The sequence below is a fragment of the Streptomyces sp. CA-142005 genome, from assembly GCF_050942335.1.
GTDB lineage: Bacteria > Actinomycetota > Actinomycetes > Streptomycetales > Streptomycetaceae > Streptomyces.
Genome location: NZ_CP192078.1, coordinates 5,277,474 through 5,296,566, shown reverse-complemented (window position 1 = coordinate 5,296,566; position 19,093 = coordinate 5,277,474). Strand labels below are relative to the sequence as shown.

Annotated in this window: 16 protein-coding genes and 1 pseudogene; 9 read left to right on the top strand and 8 right to left on the bottom strand. The window is 72.8% G+C overall.

The window, feature by feature from the left end:
• Window positions 1-19 precede the first annotated feature (19 nt).
• A complete protein-coding gene (locus ACQPXS_RS24845; RefSeq protein ID WP_433451454.1) occupies window positions 20-718 on the bottom strand; it encodes a DUF4328 domain-containing protein in 699 nt (232 codons plus the stop codon).
• A 193-nt stretch (window positions 719-911) separates the two neighbouring features.
• On the opposite strand from ACQPXS_RS24845, the gene ctaD reads away from it, so the two are divergent.
• Together ctaD and ACQPXS_RS24835 are read left to right on the top strand one after the other, a co-directional pair.
• Window positions 912-2,630 carry an aa3-type cytochrome oxidase subunit I gene (gene ctaD / locus ACQPXS_RS24840; protein WP_433451453.1) on the top strand — a complete coding sequence of 573 codons (1,719 nt, stop codon included), beginning with the start codon at window positions 912-914 and terminating at the stop codon, window positions 2,628-2,630.
• Window positions 2,627-2,971 carry a cytochrome C oxidase subunit I gene (locus ACQPXS_RS24835; RefSeq protein ID WP_433451452.1) on the top strand — a complete coding sequence of 115 codons (345 nt, stop codon included), beginning with the start codon at window positions 2,627-2,629 and terminating at the stop codon, window positions 2,969-2,971. The genes ctaD and ACQPXS_RS24835 overlap by 4 nt, the downstream gene beginning before the upstream one ends.
• Window positions 2,972-3,002: 31 nt before the next feature.
• On the opposite strand, the gene ACQPXS_RS24830 is transcribed toward ACQPXS_RS24835, so the two are convergent.
• The gene (locus tag ACQPXS_RS24830; protein WP_433451450.1) at window positions 3,003-3,713 is read right to left on the bottom strand and encodes a DUF6445 family protein; all 711 of its coding nucleotides are present in this window, start codon (window positions 3,711-3,713) and stop codon (window positions 3,003-3,005) included.
• 242 nt (window positions 3,714-3,955) lie between these two features.
• Between ACQPXS_RS24830 and ACQPXS_RS24825 the strand changes: the two genes are divergently transcribed.
• Window positions 3,956-4,690, top strand: coding sequence for a DUF4142 domain-containing protein (locus ACQPXS_RS24825; RefSeq protein WP_433455926.1), 735 nt, complete (start codon window positions 3,956-3,958; stop codon window positions 4,688-4,690).
• Here the strand turns inward: ACQPXS_RS24825 and ACQPXS_RS24820 are convergent.
• From ACQPXS_RS24820 to thrS, 3 genes are all read right to left on the bottom strand, one after another.
• A complete protein-coding gene (locus ACQPXS_RS24820; RefSeq protein ID WP_433451449.1) occupies window positions 4,687-6,342 on the bottom strand; it encodes a glycoside hydrolase family 13 protein in 1,656 nt (551 codons plus the stop codon). The two genes, ACQPXS_RS24825 and ACQPXS_RS24820, sit on opposite strands and share 4 nt — an antisense overlap.
• Before the next feature lie 255 nt (window positions 6,343-6,597).
• The gene (locus ACQPXS_RS24815) at window positions 6,598-7,566 is read right to left on the bottom strand and encodes a nucleoside hydrolase (RefSeq protein WP_433451447.1); all 969 of its coding nucleotides are present in this window, start codon (window positions 7,564-7,566) and stop codon (window positions 6,598-6,600) included.
• A 57-nt stretch (window positions 7,567-7,623) separates the two neighbouring features.
• Entirely contained in the window at window positions 7,624-8,850 is a 1,227-nt protein-coding gene (gene thrS, locus ACQPXS_RS24810; RefSeq protein WP_433451446.1) for a threonine--tRNA ligase, read from the bottom strand.
• Window positions 8,851-9,172: 322 nt separating this feature from the next.
• On the opposite strand from thrS, the gene ACQPXS_RS24805 reads away from it, so the two are divergent.
• Entirely contained in the window at window positions 9,173-9,955 is a 783-nt protein-coding gene (locus ACQPXS_RS24805; RefSeq protein ID WP_433451445.1) for a hypothetical protein, read from the top strand.
• Window positions 9,956-10,040: 85 nt separating this feature from the next.
• Here ACQPXS_RS24805 and ACQPXS_RS24800 read toward each other — a convergent pair whose 3' ends face one another.
• Window positions 10,041-11,384 carry a tetratricopeptide repeat protein gene (locus ACQPXS_RS24800; protein WP_433455924.1) on the bottom strand — a complete coding sequence of 448 codons (1,344 nt, stop codon included), beginning with the start codon at window positions 11,382-11,384 and terminating at the stop codon, window positions 10,041-10,043.
• A 112-nt stretch (window positions 11,385-11,496) separates the two neighbouring features.
• On the opposite strand from ACQPXS_RS24800, the gene ACQPXS_RS24795 reads away from it, so the two are divergent.
• Window positions 11,497-11,667 (top strand): hypothetical protein, encoded by a 171-nt coding sequence (locus tag ACQPXS_RS24795; RefSeq protein WP_433451444.1) that lies wholly within the window; start codon window positions 11,497-11,499, stop codon window positions 11,665-11,667.
• 91 nt (window positions 11,668-11,758) lie between these two features.
• Entirely contained in the window at window positions 11,759-13,003 is a 1,245-nt protein-coding gene (locus ACQPXS_RS24790) for an amidohydrolase (protein ID WP_433451443.1), read from the top strand.
• A gap of 18 nt (window positions 13,004-13,021) precedes the next feature.
• Here ACQPXS_RS24790 and ACQPXS_RS24785 read toward each other — a convergent pair whose 3' ends face one another.
• Both ACQPXS_RS24785 and ACQPXS_RS24780 read right to left on the bottom strand, forming a co-directional pair.
• On the bottom strand, window positions 13,022-15,280 hold the full coding sequence (locus ACQPXS_RS24785) for a hypothetical protein (protein WP_433451442.1): 2,259 nt from the start codon (window positions 15,278-15,280) through the stop codon (window positions 13,022-13,024).
• Between the two features lie 117 nt (window positions 15,281-15,397).
• A complete protein-coding gene (locus ACQPXS_RS24780) occupies window positions 15,398-16,537 on the bottom strand; it encodes a PP2C family protein-serine/threonine phosphatase (RefSeq protein WP_433451441.1) in 1,140 nt (379 codons plus the stop codon).
• 177 nt (window positions 16,538-16,714) lie between these two features.
• On the opposite strand from ACQPXS_RS24780, the gene ACQPXS_RS24775 reads away from it, so the two are divergent.
• The 3 genes and pseudogenes from ACQPXS_RS24775 to ACQPXS_RS24765 all read left to right on the top strand — a co-directional run.
• Window positions 16,715-17,197 (top strand): hypothetical protein, encoded by a 483-nt coding sequence (locus ACQPXS_RS24775; RefSeq protein WP_433451439.1) that lies wholly within the window; start codon window positions 16,715-16,717, stop codon window positions 17,195-17,197.
• Window positions 17,198-17,432: 235 nt separating this feature from the next.
• Window positions 17,433-18,398: a hypothetical protein gene (locus ACQPXS_RS24770; RefSeq protein WP_433451438.1), complete on the top strand. Its 966-nt coding sequence runs from the start codon at window positions 17,433-17,435 to the stop codon at window positions 18,396-18,398.
• A 34-nt stretch (window positions 18,399-18,432) separates the two neighbouring features.
• A pseudogene (locus ACQPXS_RS24765) lies at window positions 18,433-19,056 on the top strand (endonuclease/exonuclease/phosphatase family protein); the annotation flags it as partial.
• Window positions 19,057-19,093: the final 37 nt, after the last annotated feature.

The following is a 19,093-nucleotide window of genomic DNA, read 5'->3' as shown; positions in this document are numbered from 1 at the left end:
GTGTGATCGAGCCGGTGACCTAGACGGCCCCGACCTCGGCCTCCTGAGCCCGGGCCCCGCGGATCCGCTCCACCTGTACGGCGGTGACGGCCCGCACGGCCAGCGCCCCGGCGACGGCGGCGCCCACCACGGCGGCGTCGCACACGAGCAGCGGCCACACCTCACGGTAGGCACGCCCGATGATCTCGTCCGTGGAGTCGCGGTACACGACCCCCACCCCGCCGAACGTGCCCAGCAGCCAGAGCGCCCACCAGACGTCGACGGAGCCGGGAAGCCGGCGCCCGGGAGCGCTGCCGCGGAACGCGTCGACGACGATCCCGCGCGGAACCCACAGGTTGAACACGGGCAGGACCCACCCGAGATACACCCAGAACCCCAGGTACTTGGGCGCGTCCCCCGACAGCGCCCGCGCGTTGTCCCGCAGCCGCCACAGCCAGGACAGGAACAGCAGCGCACAGACCAGGGCGAGCCCGGCCCCCACCGAGGTCACCCAGTGGTACGAATCCTCCAGCGAGTTGAGCGGCCGGTGCACCCCGTTCCCCTGGTCCGGCGGCCCGTCGCCCGGCTCCCCCGCGACGGCGAGCCGTACCTCCCACACCCCGCGCACCAGCCAGGCGAGCCCGGCCAGCAGCAGTCCCCCGACAGCCAGCCGCCCGGCCACCTGGACGGGCCGGTACGCGACCCGGTGGGCGGCGGACTGATCTTCCTCTTCGGTCACCGCGCCATCCTGTCGTACGGAAGCGGCACGCCACCAGGGATCTCGGGCGAGGGACGCCGTTGCGCCGTTCGGGTGCATCCGTCACGCGGTCGGCCGCGCGTCGGGCGTCGCCCGCACCGCTTCGCGGCAAAGGATGGCAAGTAGCCGACTTCATGGCATGCGCGGACCGCGAGCATCAGGAGACAGACGACTTGTGAGCATCCTCAACGAACCCCATGGTGCCGCCGCGGCCGAGGACGCCTACGAGAGCGAGGTGCCGGTCAGGGGCAGGCAGCCCGGCAATGTCGTGGTGAAGTGGCTGACGACCACCGACCACAAGACGATCGGCACGCTGTATCTGGCGACGTCGTTCGCGTTCTTCCTGATCGGTGGCGTGATGGCGCTGCTCATGCGCGCCGAGCTGGCCCGGCCGGGCCTGCAGATCATGTCGAAAGAGCAGTACGACCAGCTGTTCACGATGCACGGCACCGTGATGCTGCTGATGTTCGCCACCCCGCTGTTCGCCGGTTTCACCAACTGGATCATGCCGCTGCAGATCGGCGCGCCCGACGTGGCGTTCCCGCGGCTGAACATGTTCGCCTACTGGCTGTACCTGTTCGGCTCGAGCATCGCGATGGGCGGCTTCCTCACTCCGGACGGGGCGGCGGACTTCGGCTGGTTCGCGTACACCCCTCTGTCCGACGCCCGGTTCTCCGTCGGGCTCGGCCCGGACCTGTGGATCATGGGGCTGGCCTTCTCCGGCTTCGGCACGATCCTCGGCTCGGTCAACTTCATCACCACGATCATCTGCATGCGCGCCCCGGGACTGACCATGTTCCGCATGCCGATCTTCACCTGGAACGTGCTGCTGACCGCTGTCCTGGTCCTGCTGGCCTTCCCGGTACTGGCCGCCGCCCTGTTCGCCCTTGAGGCGGACCGCCGGTTCGGCGCCCACGTCTACGATCCGGCCAACGGCGGCCCGATCCTGTGGCAGCACCTCTTCTGGTTCTTCGGCCATCCGGAGGTGTACATCATCGCGCTGCCGTTCTTCGGCATCGTCACCGAGGTCATCCCGGTCTTCTCCCGCAAGCCAGTGTTCGGGTACATGGGGCTGGTGGCCGCGACGATCTCGATCGCCGGCCTCTCCACGACGGTGTGGGCACACCACATGTTCGTCACCGGTGCCGTGCTGCTGCCCTTCTTCTCCTTCATGACCTTCCTGATCGCCGTGCCGACCGGGGTGAAGTTCTTCAACTGGATCGGCACCATGTGGAAGGGCTCGGTGTCCTTCGAGACACCGATGCTCTGGGCGACGGGCTTTCTGGTCACCTTCCTGTTCGGTGGTCTGACCGGTGTCATCCTGGCCTCGCCGCCGTTGGACTTCCACGTCTCCGACTCGTACTTCGTGGTGGCCCACTTCCACTACGTGGTCTTCGGTACGGTCGTGTTCGCGATGTTCTCCGGCTTCCACTTCTGGTGGCCGAAGATGACCGGCAAGATGCTGGACGAGCGCCTCGGCAAGATCACCTTCTGGACGCTGTTCGTCGGCTTCCACGGCACCTTCCTGGTCCAGCACTGGCTGGGCGCCGAGGGCATGCCGCGCCGCTACGCCGACTACCTGGCGGCCGACGGCTTCACTGCCCTGAACACGCTCTCCACCATCTGCTCCTTCCTGCTCGGCCTGTCGATGCTGCCATTCCTCTACAACGTCTGGAAGACGGCCAAGTACGGCAAGCCGGTCGGCGTGGACGACCCCTGGGGCTACGGCCGTTCGCTGGAGTGGGCGACGTCCTGCCCGCCGCCGCGGCACAACTTCCTCACCCTGCCGCGGATCCGCAGCGAGTCCCCGGCGTTCGACCTGCACCACCCCGACATCGCGATGCTGGAGCACGAGAGGTACGTCCCGGCAAGAACCGACCGGGACCAGGGGTGAACGGTCCGCCCGGTCACGGCTCCGACGGCGCGCTCGCCAACGAGGTGGAGGGGTACCTGCTCTGGCAGGCCCGCATCGCCGAGGCCGAGCGGCGCGCACGAGAGTTCACCGGGCCCCTGGACTGGCTGACGACCGGGCAGCGCGAGGAGATCGAGCACCGGTACGTCGCCGACAGCCTGGCCAGGGCCCGGGCCGACCTGGAACGCATCGCGGCCCGCTGCATGTCGCTGCGCGCCGAGTACGAGCACCGCTACGACGAACTGCGCCGCCGCTGCCTCGCCCTGACCCTCGCGGTGTGCACCGGCTGCACGGCCCTGGCCACGCTGTTGCTGCTCCTGTGACCGGAACCGGCACCGGGAGGCCGCAGGGCCGTCACGCCATCCAGAAGAACACCGCCGTCATGCGCTTGTCCTCCAGCGCGGTGCCGCAGTAACCCGTCGCGCTGTGCACCAGGTTGGCGTTGTAGAGGAGGAGGCGGTTGTACCGGTGGGGAACCCGGACGTCCTCCTCGAAGTGGTCGGCCGGGACGAACCTCGTGCCGAGGGCCTCGACGAGGTTGTTGTGCGGGGCCTGCACGATGTTGCCGCCGAGCCGGCCGCCGGGCAGTGACTGGCGGTAGAAGGCGGTGCCGCAGTTCTTGGGGACACCGGGGTTCAGGTACAGCACGGCGGCGTACCGGCACAGGGCGCGGGAGTCCGTGTGCGGCCGCGGTTCGCTCTCGCCCTCGCCGACCACCTGGACGCAGTTGTGGTTGAGGGTGCCGCCGCCGGGCGCCTGCTGCACCCACAGCTCCTTCGCCCCGGTGGCCTGCTTCACCAGGCTTTCGACGCGGGCGAGTTCACCGGGTTCCAGTCCGGGCATGGCGCGCAGGCCGGGCCAGGTCTCGGAGGTGTACGGGTAGCCCTCGACCCAGTCGTCCTTGGCCAGGCACCGCTCCCGTACGGCGTCCACGTCGGGCAGGACGTCGTCGAAGACCCAGTAGTCGCGGCCCTTCGTGGGCTTGCGGTAGGGCAGGACGGGGAGGGAGGCCGGAGCCGGGATCCGTGCGCCCGGCATGCGGGACGGTGGTGGCTGTGGGGGCATGCGGGGAATCTATGCCAGGACTTCCTCTCGCCTCTCCCGAGGAATGGTCAACTCTTCTTTACCCGCAGCAGAGATACAAATCTTTACCCGCCGCACCGATACGAACGGCCTCCGCATCCGTACTGCTGTGCGTCCGAACCGCCCCGCGCCTACGCATGGGCGGGATCCACGACCGGGCAGGAGGCACGGTGCGCTTTTCGCGGAACGCGACGGGAACGCTCTTCGTGGGCGGTGCGATGGCCATGACCCTCGTGGCACTCGCCTACCCAAGCATGCTCGGTCTGAGCAAGGTCTCCACCGCGCAGGACCGCGTCATCGCCAACACCCAGTGGGGGCCGCTCACCGAGCAGGACCGGGACTTCGTGGTGAAGGTGCGGGCCGCCGGCCTGTGGGAGTACCCGGTCGGGCAGATCGGGCTGCAGAAGGGCACCACACCGGCGGTCATCACGGCCAGCAAGCACCTGGTCGACGGGCACGCGGCCCTGGACACCAGCTGCCGCAAGATCGCGCCGCTGCTGAACATCACGCTGCCCAACCTGCCGAGTCCCCAGCAGCAGGGCTTCGTCAGCCAGCTCAAGGCGGACAGCGGGAAGAAGTTCGACAGCGACTTCGCCAACATCCTGCGGATGACGCACGGCTCGATCTTCAACACCATCTCGAAGATCCGGTCCACCACCAAGAACTCGCTGGTGCGCGCCCTCGCCGACCAGGCCAACGACACCGTGCTGGACCATATGACGGTGATGGAGAAGACCGGTCTGGTCGACTTCGACCAGACCATCTTCCAGCAGACCACCCCGCCCAAGCTGCCGAACTCCGACCTGACCCCGCCACCCCCGGCCGCCGGTCAGCCGGAGGTGGTCCTCACCCCGCCGCCGAACGCCACGTCGACGCCCGTCGACATCAACGGGCTGACCGGCACCAACGGCGGCACGGGCGCGAGTCCGGGGGCGAGCCCGAGCCCGACGGTGGGTTAGGCCAGCCAGACGGTCGTGTCCGGCGGGAGGACCCTGCCGTCGAGCGGGGAACTGGCCAGCAGCACCTCCCCCGGCGGCAGCGGTACGGGCCGGCCGGAGAGGTTGGCCAGGCAGCGCCAGGCCTCGGAACGGGCGAAGTCCAGCACGCCGGCGGGGGCGTCCGGCGTCCAGGTCAGCGTCTCGCCCTCCAGCAGCTTGCGGCGCAGCCGCAGGGCGGTGCGGTACAGCTCCAGGGTCGAGCCCTCCACCTCCGTCTGGGCCTCGACGGCGTACGCCGCGAAGGACGACGGCTGCGGCAGCCAGGCGGCGCCCGGCCCGAAGCCGTACGACGGTCCATCCGTCGTCCACGGCAGCGGCACCCGGCAGCCGTCGCGGCCCTTGCGGACATGGCCGGTCTGCTCCCAGATCGGGTCCTGGAGCACCTCGGTGGGCAGGTCGGCGACCTCGGGCAGGCCGAGTTCCTCCCCCTGGTAGAGGTACGACGATCCGGGCAGCGCCAGCATCAGCAGGGTCGCCGCGCGCGCCCGGCGCAGCCCGGCTCCGGCGTCGATCGCGGGCGCGCTGCCGCCGGACAGCAGCCAGGCGGCCGGGTCGGTGCCGGGCGGAAGCATGAGGCGGGAGGCGTGCCGTACGACGTCGTGGTTGGACAGCACCCAGGTGGCGGTGGCACCGGCGGCCCGGGCGGTGGCCAGCTCGTCGGTGATGACCCGGCGGAGCTCGTCGGCGTCCCAACGGGTCTCCAGGTACTCGAAGTTGAAGGCCTGGCCGAGTTCGTCCGCGCGGGCGTACAGGGCGCGGCGGGGGCCCGGGACCCAGGCCTCGGCCACGGCGGTGCGCGGCGGGCTGTAGGCGTCGAAGATCTTGCGCCAGTCCCGGTAGATCTCGTGGACCTCGTCGCGGTCCCAGTACGGGTGGCTGCCCGGCGGGACGAGCGGCAGGGCCTCCTCACCGGTCGCGCCGATGTTCCCGATGTCCCGCAGCGGCTCGGCGAGGTCCTTGACGAGGCCGTGGGCGACATCGATCCGGAAGCCGTCGACGCCCCGGGCGGACCAGAAGCGCAGGGTGGTGCGGAAGTCGGCGCGGACCTCCTCGTTGTCCCAGTTGAGGTCGGGCTGCTCGGGGGCGAAGAGGTGCAGGTACCACTCGCCGTCCGGGGCCCGCTTCCAGGCGCTGCCGCCGAAGACGGACTGCCAGTCGGTGGGCGGGAGTTCGCCGTGGGCGCCGCGGCCGGGGCGGAAGACATAGCGCTCGCGCGCCGGGGAGCCGGGGGCGGAGCGCAGGGCCTCCTGGAACCAGGGGTGCTGGTGCGAGGTGTGGTTCGGGACGATGTCGACGACGACCTTCAGCCCGAGCCAGTGGGCCTCGCCGACCAGGGCGTCGAAGTCGTCCAGGGTGCCGAGGCGGGGGTCGACGTCCCGGTGGTCGGCGACGTCGTAGCCGCCGTCGGCCAGTTCCGAGGGGTAGAAGGGGCTCAGCCACAGCGCGTCGACGCCGAGCCCGGCGAGGTGGTCCAGGCGCTGGGTGATGCCGCGCAGGTCCCCGAGCCCGTCGCCGTCGGCGTCGGCGAAGCTGCGGGGATAGACCTGGTAGATGACGGCCTGGCGCCACCAGTCGGGGCTCTTGGAGGAGAGGTCCGGGGTGCGGTCTGCCATACGGAATCCCTTCGGGCAGGACGACGGTACAGGGAAGCTGTCCAGCTTGCCCGGAAAAGGAACCTTAGGGCGGCATGCCCTGCGCCGCGTTGCGCCACACCTTCACGTCGAGGGGGCCCACGTCGCGAGGACCGCCCCTTACGTCCCTCGGCACCCGCGGGCGCCGGTGAGGTCGGTGCACGGCGTGGGAGGCGGGGCGAGCGAGTAGGCCGCGACCGTCGGCGGACCGAAACCAGGGGGACCGGAACGGACCGGTCAGAGTCGCTCGACCGTCTCCAGGTACAGCTTCACGTAGCGGGCCACGTCGACCTCCAACGCCACGTCCACCATGGCCTGTTCGCGTCGGCCCTCGTGGATTTCGGACTCGCCGTGACGGGGGCGGCGGTCGACGATCGTCTGGCCCCGGGTCGGGCCCGGGGCCAGGGACACCTCGACCGGCAGCAGCCGGGTGGTGATGCCCTGCGGGTCGGCGACCGCGCACACCGCGCCCGCGTCACCGAGGCCGCCGGCCTCCTCCGCCTCCGGAGCCTCGCCCTGTGCGGTCGGCCGGTGGGCGAGGAGTTCGCCGGCCAGCCGGGTGCCGGGGTCGCTGCTCGCGCGCATCCGGTGCACGTCCGCGGCGTCCACGACGACCTGCATGAAGACGTCGAGGCCGTACATGGTGATGGGCACGCCCGCGGTGAGCAGGATCGCCGCCGCCTCCGGGTCGTGCCAGACGTTGAACTCGGCGACCGGCGTGGCGTTCCCGACGGCCACCGCGCCGCCCATGAAGACGATCCGCTCGATGTTGCGGGTCACCTCCGGGTGGGCCCGCAGCAGCAGCGCGATGTTCGTCAGGGGCGCGGTGGGGATCAGCGTGACCGGGCGCGGGGAGGCCAGGATCTCGCGGCGCAGCAGCGCCACGGCGTCCAGCTCGGACGCGGTGCGCTGCGGCGCGGGCAGGCCCAGGTCGCCCATGCCGTCGGCGCCGTGCACGTGCTGTGCCGAGCGGGCCGGCTCGATCAGCGGGCGTGCGGCGCCCCGGCCCACCGGGATGTCCGGGGCGCCCGCCTGGTCCAGCACGGTGAGGGTGTTGCGGACCACGCCGTCGACGTCCGTGTTCCCGGCCACACAGGTCACCGCCCGCAGATCGAGGCCCGGGTGGCGCACGGCCAGCAGCAGGGCGAGGGCGTCGTCGACCCCCGTGTCGCAGTCGATGATCACCGGGATGGGCTGACCGGTCACGGCGGACTCCTTCCGTCAAGCCGACCTTGGACTAGTTCCGACCTTAGATCAGCTCGGTCACTCCCACAGGGCGGTGCCCCGTTCCGCCACCCGTCCGGCGATCCGGGACAGCAGCTCCGGCACCGGCAGCTCGCCGGGCCGGCGGCCGTCCCGCAGCCGTACCGCGGCCAGGCCTCCCGCGGCCTCACGGGCGCCGATCACCGCCTGGTACGGCACCAGGCGCGCGGCACGGATCCGGGCGCCGAGGCTGCCCTGGTCCGGGCCCGCGAGTTCGGCCCGCAGCCCCAGCGCCACAGCCTCGCGCACGACCGCAGCCGCCTGCTCCACCTGCTCCTCGGCGACCGGCAGCACCATCAGCTGGACGGGCGCCAGCCAGGCCGGGAAGGCGCCCGCGTGCGCCTCGATCAGGTGGGCGACGGCCCGCTCGACGCTGCCGATGATGCTGCGGTGCACCATGACCGGCCGGTGCTTCGCCCCGTCGGCGCCGATGTAGTGCAGGTCGAAGCGGGCCGGCTGGTGGAAGTCGATCTGCACGGTGGACAGGGTGGACTCGCGGCCGGCCGGGTCGGCGATCTGCACGTCGATCTTCGGGCCGTAGAAGGCGGCCTCGCCCTCCGCCTCCTCGTACTCCAGACCGGACGCGTCCAGGACCTCCCGCAGCAGGACGGTGGCCCGGCGCCACAGCTCCGGATCGGCGACGTACTTCCCGCCCTCCCCGGGCAGCGACAGCCGGTGCCGTACGGCCTCGATGCCCAGGTCGGCGTAGGCGCGGGCGATCAGCTCCAGCGCGGCGCGGGCCTCCTGAACCGCCTGGTCCAGGGTGCAGAAGATATGCGCGTCGTTGAGCTGGATCGCACGGACGCGGGTCAGACCGCCGAGGACGCCGGAGAGTTCGGCACGGTGCATGCCGCCCAATTCGGCGATGCGCAGGGGCAGTTCCCGGTAGCTGTGGGAGCGGGAGCGGTAGATCAGGGCGTGGTGGGGGCACAGGCTGGGCCGCAGGACGACCTCCTCCGCGCCCAGCCTCATCGGCGGGTACATGTCGTCGCTGTAGTGGTCCCAGTGCCCGGAGGTCTCGTACAGCTCCCGTTTGCCGAGCGCGGGCGAGTACACGTGCCGGTACCCGGCCCGGCGTTCCGCCTCGCGGATGTACTCCTCCAGGGTGTGCCGTACGACCGCGCCGTCGGGCAGCCAGTACGGCAGGCCCGCGCCGATCAGCGGGTCGGTGTCGAACAGTCCGAGCTCGCGGCCGAGGCGGCGGTGGTCGGGCAGTGCGTCGCTCATGGGTGGGTCTCCTCGCTGCGGGAGGCGAACACCCACGGCACGCCGAAGCCCCGGGGCGTTCGCCCCGGGGCTTCGATGCTGGTCAGGTGTCAGCGCGCCGGGACGGTCTCCGGCGTCGTCGTGCTCTTCGGGCACTGCTGGGCGCGCTGCATACGGCGACCGTAGCAGCCGCCGAAGCACCGGGTCGACGCGATTTCCGCGCACCGCCGACCGGGATACGGCGGGCCGGTCACCCGGACGGACCGGAGCGCTGGTGGGCCGGTCGGGCCGGTGGTGCCGTGAGATCAGGCACCGCATCGGCAGTCGGCCCAGGAGGCACTCCATGACCCACGAGATACGCCCCCGCGGCCTCCTGTTCTGGCTGATCGTCGCCGGCCTCCTCGCCATGGGCGGCTGCGCGGCCCTCAGTCTGAAACAGCCGGAGACCGCGACCCAGCCCCTCCCGACGATCGGCAAGCCGTCGCCGACGCCGAAGGCGTCCGCGCGGGGCGACGGCTCCTCCCTCACCGACCAGCAGGCGCAGGCCGCTCTCCTCACCCAGACCGACCTCGGCGCCCCCTGGACGGCGACCCGCGGGGCGGCCACCTGGCGGGACCAGCTGCTGAAGGCGACCACCTCGGCCGGCGCGTGCCAGCGGCTGTTGGACGCCCTCTACACCGACGAACTCCTCGGCGGCCCGCCCCGCGTCGCCATCGGCCTGGACGACGCCGACACCAACGCCCAGCTGCGCTACCAGATCGCCGCCCGCCGCCCCGCCGACGTGGACGCGGCGCTCGCCTGGCTGAAGACGATGCCGGCGCAGTGCGCGCGGTTCACGGCCACCACGGAGACCGGGATCATGGAGGACGTCCAGGTAAACGACGCCCCGCTGCCGGAGGTCGGGGACGCGCGCCAGGGCCTCAGGGTCAGCCTCGCCGCCACCGATTCCGACGGCCGGCACGGCGTGCTGACGCTGGACGTGGCCGCCGTCCGGGTCGGCCAGGACGCGTTCGCCCTCACCAACGGCGGCCTGGGCGACGTCCCGAACGACGCGACCCAGGCCGCCGTCCAGATCGGCGCCCTGCGCCTGGCGGACATCCGCAAGCAGGGGAGGGCTCAGGTGTGAACCGGGGTGCGGTACTGGGACAGCCCCGCGACAGGCATCCTCGAGCACCTTCCTCCCCGGCTTCTTCAAGGCCTCACGTCGTGTCTCACAGGGGTGGCTGGGCCGGTGCCGGGCCCAGGGTCGTGGTGCCCGGGGTCGTGCGGTGGCCGAGGCCGGTGCGGTAGGCGTCCAGGGCGGCGTCGATACGGCCCGTGCGGCGCAGCAGGTCGCCGAGGAGGCGGCACAGGTCGGCCAGGTCGCCGGCCGCGCCCGCGCGTTCCAGCAGGCTGAGCGCACGGACGTAGTGTTCCTCGGCGGCCTCCGTCTCCCGGGCGTCCTCGGCGATGATGCCGAGCAGGCGGTGGGCGGCGGCGGCGTGGACCGCGCCGCGCTCGGAGGAGAAGTCGCCGAGGACCCCCTCCAGGAGCACGGCCGACTCCTCCGACTTGCCCCGGCGGTGCAGCACGTCGGCCAGCTCCACGGCGGCCTGGCTGCGGTAGAGCGCGGCCCGGGTCTCCGAGAGCATGGCGTACGCCTGGCGCAACTCGGCCTCCGCGCGCTCCAGTTCGCCGTTCTGGGCACAGACGTAACCGCGCATCCAGTGGCAGTTGGCCAGCTCGGTGCGCAGGCTCAGCCGGCGGTACAGCTCGGCCGCCTTGGCGAGCGAGGCGTCGGCCTCGGTGACCCGGCCCTCGGCGATCAGGGTGCGGGCCACCGAGCGGTGCATCCGGGCGATCAGCGCCGGGTCGCCGGCCTGCGGCGCGAGCGCCAGGGCGAACTCGGCGGCCTGGGCGGCACGGGCGTGCGCGCCCATGTCCATGTACGGCCCGATGACGCTGGCGTAGAGCAGCAGCAGGGCGTCGGGATCGTGCAGTCCGCCGCGGTTGAGCTCGTCGAGGGTGGATTCGAGGAGGTAGACGGCGTAACGGAGTTCCCCGGCCAGGTAGTGCGCGACCGCGCGGCCCCGGACGGCCGGTACGCGCACCGGGAGGGACTCGTCCGCGAGGTGCGCCTCGGCGCGTTCGAAGAACTCCCGGGCCTTCTCCAACTCGCCGGTCTCCAGCGCGCATTCACCGAGGCCGAGCAGCGCGGTGGCCTGCTCGCAGCCCAGCCCGTGGGTCTCCGCCTCGGCGAGCAGCGCCGCGTACTGGCCGGCGGCCTCCTCGGCCCTGCCGTCGGCGAGGACGCGCTGGGCCTCGGTGAGCCGCAGCCTGAGGTCGGTGGCGAGGTGGGTGGGCCGGCCGACGGCCAGCTCCTCGAAGGCCACGCCGAGCCGGCCGGCGATGTGCCGCAGCGCCTCGTCGGAGGGTCGCACCCGGCCCGCCTCCACGGTGGAGATGTAGGCGGGCGTGTAGGCGGGCTCCGCCAACTGCCGCTGGGTCAGCCCGCGCTGGGTGCGTAGGTGCTGTACGCGTCGTCCGATGACCGCAGGGTCGTCCCGTTCCCGCATTTTGCTGACCCCCAACTCCTCTGGCATCACTTGCCGTTGGACCCGTCGAGCCTCTAGGTTAAACGGCGGATTAAGTCTGCTTAATACGTCGCTGTTGTGTTGCGAGGTCGCCGTGCCCGGACGTACATCCGCACCCTACGGAAACACCACCGCCCGCAGGGCCGTTGCCGCAGCTCTGATCGCCGCGGCGGCCCTGATCCTCGCGGCGAACGCGGGCCCGGCCCGTGCGGCGGACCCCGGACCGGCCGCCGACCGGACCCAGCAGTCGGCGCCCGCGCGGTGACCGGTCAGCCGGTCTCGAACCCGGCAAAGGGCCGGCCCGGCCGGAACGACCGGCCCTCCCGCCCGCCCCGCCGGAGACCTACGCTGCGACCATGACCTCTGCCGCCGCCCGTACCGCCCTGGACCTGACCTCCGACCTCCCGGTGACGCGGTGGGAGGACTTCTACCGCGACCTGCACCGCCACCCGGAGCTGTCCCTGCGCGAGCACCGCACCGCCGGGACGCTGGCCGGGCGGCTGCGGGGCGCCGGGTTCGAGACCGTCGAGGGCGTCGGCGGCACCGGGGTCGTGGGCCGGCTGGCCAACGGCGACGGGCCGACCGTGCTGCTGCGGGCCGACATGGACGCGCTGCCGGTCCAGGAGGCCACCGGGCTGCCGTACGCCTCTGAGGCGGACGGGGTGATGCACGCGTGCGGGCACGACCTGCACGTCACCTGGCTGACCGGCGCCGCCGAGGCCCTGGCCGCCGGGCGGGATACCTGGCGGGGCACCCTGCTGGTGGTGGGCCAGCCGGCCGAGGAGACCGGGCAGGGCGCGGCCCGGATGGTCGCGGACGGGCTGTACGAGCGGTTCGGCCGGCCGGACGTGCTGCTCGGGCAGCATGCCACTCCCGGCCTGGCGGGCCTGTACCCGCACGCGCCGGGACTGATCATGTCGGCGGCGACGGACGTGGACATCGTGGTGCACGGCCGGGGCGGGCACGGTTCGCGTCCGGAGGCGACCGTGGATCCGGTGGTGACCGCCGCCTACCTGGTCACCCGCCTGCAGACGGTCGTCTCCCGGGAACTGGCCGCCGGCGAGTCCGCCGTGCTGACCGTGGGCCGGATCGAGGCCGGCACCCGGCACAACATCATCCCGTCCGAGGCCCGCATCTCGCTGAACCTGCGCAGCCAGTCCGCGGAGGTACGGCAGCGGATGCTGGCCGCGATCCGGCGCATCGCGCACGGCGAGTGCCTGGCCGCCGGCTGCCCGCGCGAGCCCGACATCGTCCTCGGCAACACCTTTCCCGTGACCGTGAACGACGCGCCCACGGACGCCACGGTGGCCGCCGTGCACGGCGAGGTCTTCGGCGCGGGCACGGTGTTCGACCCGGGTCCGGCGATGGGCAGCGAGGACTTCCCCGCGCTGGCGCTCGACGGCGCCATCCCGTACTCGTACTGGTTCGTGACCACCACCCCGGCCGAGGTGTGGGACAAGGCCCCCGGCGACACCCTCCCGGAGAAGTTCGCGGCCGTACCGAGCAACCACAGCCCGCACTTCGCCCCCGACCTGTCCGTGATCGCGCCCGGCGTCCAAACGCTGGTCTCCGGGGCCCTGGCACTGCTGTCGGTGGCCTGACGGCGAGCCCTCCCGGGGCTACCGGGCGGTCTGAAGCTGCCGCAGCTGCCGCCGGACGTTCTCCAGCGCGCCCCGCCGGCGGCCCGGCACCCGCAACCGCAACTCCGCGAGTTCCGGCCCGAGTTCACGGGCCCGTGCGGCGTCCGTGATCCGGCCCCACTGGTGGTGCGCCCGGTCCACGGCCGCCTCCACGGCAGGCGCGTCCACGGCCTGCCCGGCGGCCAGCCGCACCCCGGCGACGGCGAGCCACGCCCGGCAACTGCGCTCCGCGTCCCCCGCGAACATCGCCAGATCCGCCCGGACTTCGGCCCAGTGCAGGGCCTCATCGGAGACGGGACCATGAACCCGCACGGCAAGCCGCTCCTGCTGAGCGGCCAGCACATCGGCATCCCCATGCCGCCCACCCTGCACGGCGGCACTGATGGCGGCGTGAGGGTCGTGACCGCCGGGGCGGGGGGCTCGCTTGGCGGCGTGGGGGGCGTGGCTGGTGGGGCGGGGATCTCCATCGGCGGCGTCGGGGGCGTGGCCGACGGCACGGGGATCTCCATCGGCGGCGTGGGAGTCCTGGCCGACAGCACCGGGATCTCGACCGGCGGCATCGGAGGCTTGGCCGATGGGGCGGGGATCTCCATCGGCGGCATCGGAGGCTTGGCCAATGGGGCGGGGATCTCCATCGGCGGCATCGGAGGCTTGGCCAATGGGGCGGGGATCTCCATCGGCGGCGTAGGAGTCCTGGCCGACAGCGCCGGGCTCTCGACCGGCGGCGTAGGAGTCCTGCTCGGTGGTGCGCGGGGACTGCTTGGCGGCGGGCGGGGCCACCTGCGTGATGGGGTACGGGGGCTGCTGGACGCCGGGCGGTGGCGGGAGCTGCGTGACGGCGGGCGGGGTCTGGTCGGTGCCGGGCACGGGCGGCACCTGCGTCACAGCGGGCGGCTCCTGCTCGGTGCGGGGCAGGGCCCGGTCCTGCTTGACAGCGTAGGGGGCCTGTTCCATGCCAGGCGGGTTCGGCTTGAAGACGGGCGGCTCCTGCTCGGTGCCGGGCAGGGATGGGACCTGCATGACAGCGGACGGGACCTGCTCGGCGCCGGGCAACGGCGGGACCTGCATGACAGCAGACGACTCCTGCCCGGCGCCGGACGGAAGCGGCACCGGCGTGACAGCGGTCGAGGCCTGCTCGACGCCGGGCAGGGGCGGGCCCTGCGTGACAGCGTGCAGGGTTTGGTCGGTGCCAGCGGGTGGGGCCTGCTCGGTACCAGGCACGGGCGGTGTCTGCTCGATGCCCGGCACAGGCGGGACCTGCCCGACAGCGGACGGGACCTGCTCGGCGCCGGGCAACGGCGGGACCTGCATGACAGCGGGCGGGGCCTGCCCAGCGCCAGGCGGAAGCGGGACCTCCATGACAGCGGGCGGCGTCTGCTCGGCGCCAGACAACGGCGGGACGCGCATGACAGCAGGCGGGGCCTGCTCGATGCCCGGCACGGGCGGGACCTGCCCGACAGCGGACGGCTCCTGCCCAGCGCCAGGCGGAAGCGGGACCTCCATGACAGCAGGCGGGGTCTGCTGTGTGCCGGGGGCCGTTGGGGGTCGGCTCTCCGGGCGGCCGAGTCCGGTGGGTGAGTGGGGGAACGGGGGGCTGGGGGCGGAGCCCCCGGGGACGGCCAGTACCAGGTCACGCCCGGCACTCGACTCCGCGATCCGAGCCAACGCCTGCTCGTGCAACTGAAGAAGCGGCGGCCGATGCCCACTGCGCAGCAACGTCGCCACCGCCTTCATGTACACCGGCTCCGCCACCCCCCGCCGCCCACCTCCCGGCGCCACACGACCGTAAACGGCGGCATTCGCACCGCAGTCCAGCCCGCGCTCGGCGACGTACCGCCACGCCTCCGCATCCGCGTGCACATCCACGACCAGCGCCGTATCCACAGCGGAGCGCAACCGCAGCTCCTCCCGTATCCAGTGCCACGGCAACCCGGTGTAACGAACCGTCGCCGCGGTGGTGCGCGCCAGCGCCAGATGCGGCAGCCGCTGCCGGCGGTCCAGCTGGAGCTGGCCGGCGATGTACAAGGTCAGCGGCCCGGGCGCGGCCGCCGCGGCACGCAGCCGGGTCAGCACGGCCTGCGGCTCCAGCGGGTCGGCGAGTTCCACGACGTTCGCGGTGTCGGTGCCGGACAGCACGGCGGGCGGCACGGCGGCCAGCACCGGCAGCACACCGGCCGCGTCCACCAGCCGCCCCCGGCCCACCGGCGAGGCGGCGAGCAGCAGCACGGTTCCGGGCATCGGTCCTCCCCCTGTAACCCTGTAGCCCCTGTCGGCCCTGCCGACCTGGTCGGCTCTCCACGCTCTCCAGCCAGCACCGTAACCGCTGCGGCTGCAGACGCGCGCCCCGGGAAAGCCTCAGGACCGCAAACGTCCCTCTTCGCCGTCTTCGCCCGCCGCCTCCCGCGCCCGCCGCACGGCGAACACCGTGGTGTCGTCGTCCAGCCGGCCGCCGCAGTGCCGCAGGACGCCGTCGCGGACCAGCCGGACCAGCCGCGAGGGGTCGGCCAGGTCCGGCCGGTCGGCGACCGCGGGCGCGAGCCGAAGGGCCAGCGGATAGAAGGTGCCCCGCCGGTCGCGGGCCTCGGTCACCCCGTCGGTGACCAGCAGCAGGGTCTCGTCGGCGGCGAGCGGCACCCGGTGCACGGGCGGCAGACCGCCCACGAGGTCGGCCAGGCCGAGCGGCAGCCCGTCGCCGCCGGACAGCTCGCGGACGCCGCGCGGGCCGACGGCGAGCGGGGGCTCATGGCCGAAGTTGACGACGTCGACGCTCTCCTTCGCGTCCTCGGGGAAGCCGATCAGCACGGCGGTGGCGAACCGGTCGCCGTCCGCGCGGCCGAGCGCGGTGGTGTGCCGGCGGTGCCGCAGCATCCGGATCTCCAGGCGCTCGGCGACGGTCGCGAGGTCCGCCTCGTGGTAGCCGGCCTCGCGGAACGTGCCGAGCAGCGCGGCGGCCGTCTCCACCGCGCCGAGCCCCTTGCCCTGCACATCGCCGACCAAGACGCGGGTGCCGTGCGGGCCGGGCTGGATGTCGTAGAAGTCGCCGCCGACCCGGGCCTCGACGTCGGCCGCCAGATACGCCCCGGCGTGCTCCAGTCCGGCCCAGCGCGTCGGCAGCGGGCGCAGCACGGTACGGCGGGTGGTCTCGGCGATGTCCTGGATGTGCAGGGTCCGCCGCTCCTTGCGCAGGCGCACGGCACAGGCGATCACGGCCAGCAGGCCGCCGACGGCGACCAGGATGAAGTCGCCGAGACCGGCCCGGTACTCGTCCGGCCAGGCGCTGTCGACGGCGAAGTACGTCACCCCCGCCAGCACGGCGAAGGTGCCCGTCGTCCACACCCCGCAGATCGCGGCGGCCGTGCCGGGGACCAGCACGATCCAGGTGATGATCCGGAACCGCTCGCTGGTGTTGAAGTCCAGCAGCACGATGCCGACGAGCAGCAGCAGGGGCGGCACCCAGCCGAGGTTCCGGCCGAGGTTCCGGCCACGGACGCGCACCGGCCGTACTCGATGTCCGTCACGGCGGGCAGCCCTCCATGTGTCTCGGCATTTCCAGCGAAACACGGGAGAGAACCCGCCGCATCCGGGCACCCGTCACCCTCCTGGCCGACTTGCCAGGCCGTGCCCCCAGGTGTGCTCTGGAAGGCGGGGGCGAGGAGAGAGAGGAGTGCTCTCATGACTCAAGCGGCACCCGTGCCCGGCGGCATGGCCCGCCCCGGCCGCAGGGAGATCGGAGAGCGGGTTCCCGGTGGGCGGCGCACCCGTCCGCCCGACGTCTTCGACGCGCGCACCCACCGCATCGCGCACTTCGCCGTACCGGTCGTACTGGGCCTGGTCTACGGCTACTGGGTCGCGGCCGACGCCCGCCAGGGCGGCCCCATCACCGGCGGGAACCTGCTGCTCGGCTGGCTCAGCGCGCTGGTGTTCGCGGTGGTGTCCATCGCCCTGCTGAGGCTGGCCCCGAGGATGACGCGGGAACTGCACGCGCTGCTGTGGTCGGCGTTCGCCGGCATCGCGTTCGGCTTCCTGTACATCCAGACGCCGCACTCCATCTGGCGGGCCGTGATGATGTCACTGCTCGTCGCGGGCTGCACCTTCGGCACGTTCTTCTACCGCTATTACACGCGCGAGGACGCCTTCGGGCACCGGGTCCGCTGACCCGCGAGAGTGTGGACGTGGGTCCCGGCGGGCCGGGACCCACGCCTCCCCCGTGATTCCCCACTTCCCTCACCCGGGCTTGCACCGGTCTCCTCCCCCCAACACCAGGAAACACCCGTTCGGGTGAACCCTCCACCGGAGATCGGAGTCCCCAGTTCCGCAAAGGGGTGCGGGTCTTCGCCCGAATGCGCGCGCCCCGCTCGCATCAGCGCCCGCGGGACCGTTCGCTGGAAACGTGCCCTCACGTATCCGGAGCGCCCTGTCGGCCCTGCTGCTCGCCCTGTCCTGCCTCCTCGTGCCGTTCGGCGCGCTGGCGGCCTGGGCGGCGTACGGGCTCGCCGACACGAGCCGGTACGTCACCACGATGGCGCCGCTGGCCGCCGACCCGAACGTGCGCGAGGCCGTCGCGGACACGGTCGGTGACGGCATCCTGCGCGCGGTGGACCAGCACCTGGACGTCCGCCCGGCTGGGGGTACCCCCTCTGGGGGAGGCTCCCTCCGTCCGTTCGTGCGCGACGCGGTGCGTTCCTTCACCCAGACCGAGGCCTTCCGGCTGGCCTGGGACACCGGCAACCGGGTCACCCACGACGCGGTTCTGCGCGCCCTGCGCGACGAGGAGGACGACGAGGCGGCCGGGCGGGCGGTCACCGTCGACTTCGCCGCCGTCACCGCCCAGGTCAAGCGTCAGCTGACCCGTGACCATGTGCCGATCGCCGCGCGCATCCCGGTGGAGCACACCGCGGTCTCGGTGCTCCCGGCAAGCGAACTGGCCTCATTCCGGAAGGGTTTCCACGTGCTCGAAGTAGCCGGTTTCTGGCTGCCGGTGGCGACTGTCGCGTTCGCCGCCACCGGGATCGCCCTCGCCGTCCACCGCCGCCGCGCCGTCGCCGCGACCGCGCTGGGCACGGCCCTGGGCGGCGGTGTGCTGGCCCTGGCCGTGGCCGTCGGCCGCAGCCTCACCCTCGCCGGCCTGCCCGACGACGTCCCCCACCCCGCGGTCGGCGCGGTCTACGACGCCCTCACCGGCACCCTGCGCACGGTGGCCTGGCTCCTGCTGGGCCTCGGCCTCACGGTGGCGCTGACCGCATGGCTGACCCGCCGCCTCCGCCTGAGCCGCCCCCGACGCCCCTCCGCCCCACCGGTGTCGCCCCCACCCCCACCCACGTCCCCGCCCCAGACCTCGACCCGGGCCCAGGCCTGACACCCCCGGCACACCCACCGCCCCCAGCCTGTGGACAACCGCCCTGGTCCCGCGGATCCGGGACCGGCGCCCGGACGTCGTGTTCGTCGAGGAGTGCGAGTTCACCTGCCAGGCCATGCTGGAGGCCGACTTCGCGACCGCCTACCCCTACCGGCAGGCGGTCCGCGCGGCCGGCTCCCACGGCTCGCTCATCCTCAGCCGCTACCCCTTGAAACCGACGGCCGGTGTCCCCGGCACCATGGGCATGCCCGGCGCGATCGCCGACGTGCACGGCCACGCCGTTCGCCTCCAACTCGCCCACCCCATGCCCCCGCTGCCGGGCCAGGTCGGCCTGTGGCGGCGCGAACTCGGCCGGCTCCGCGACTTCGCCGCCACCGAGCCCCGTACGCCCACCATCCTGGCCGGCGACTTCAACGCCACCCAGGACCACGCGGCCTTGCGCCGCATCCTCGGCACCGGCCTGACCGACGCCGCCCCTCTCGCCGGAGACGACCACGCCGCCAGCTGGCCCGCACGCACCGCCTCCGTCATCGGCGCCCAGATCGACCACGTCCTGCTCTCCGCGGACTTCACCGCGACCGGCGCCCGCTTCCTCCGCGTGTCCGGCAGCGACCACCGGGCCCTCGTCGTGGACGTCACCCTGCACCGGCGCGGATGAGTCCGGCGGGACCAGGGCGCCGACCTGGGACGACTCC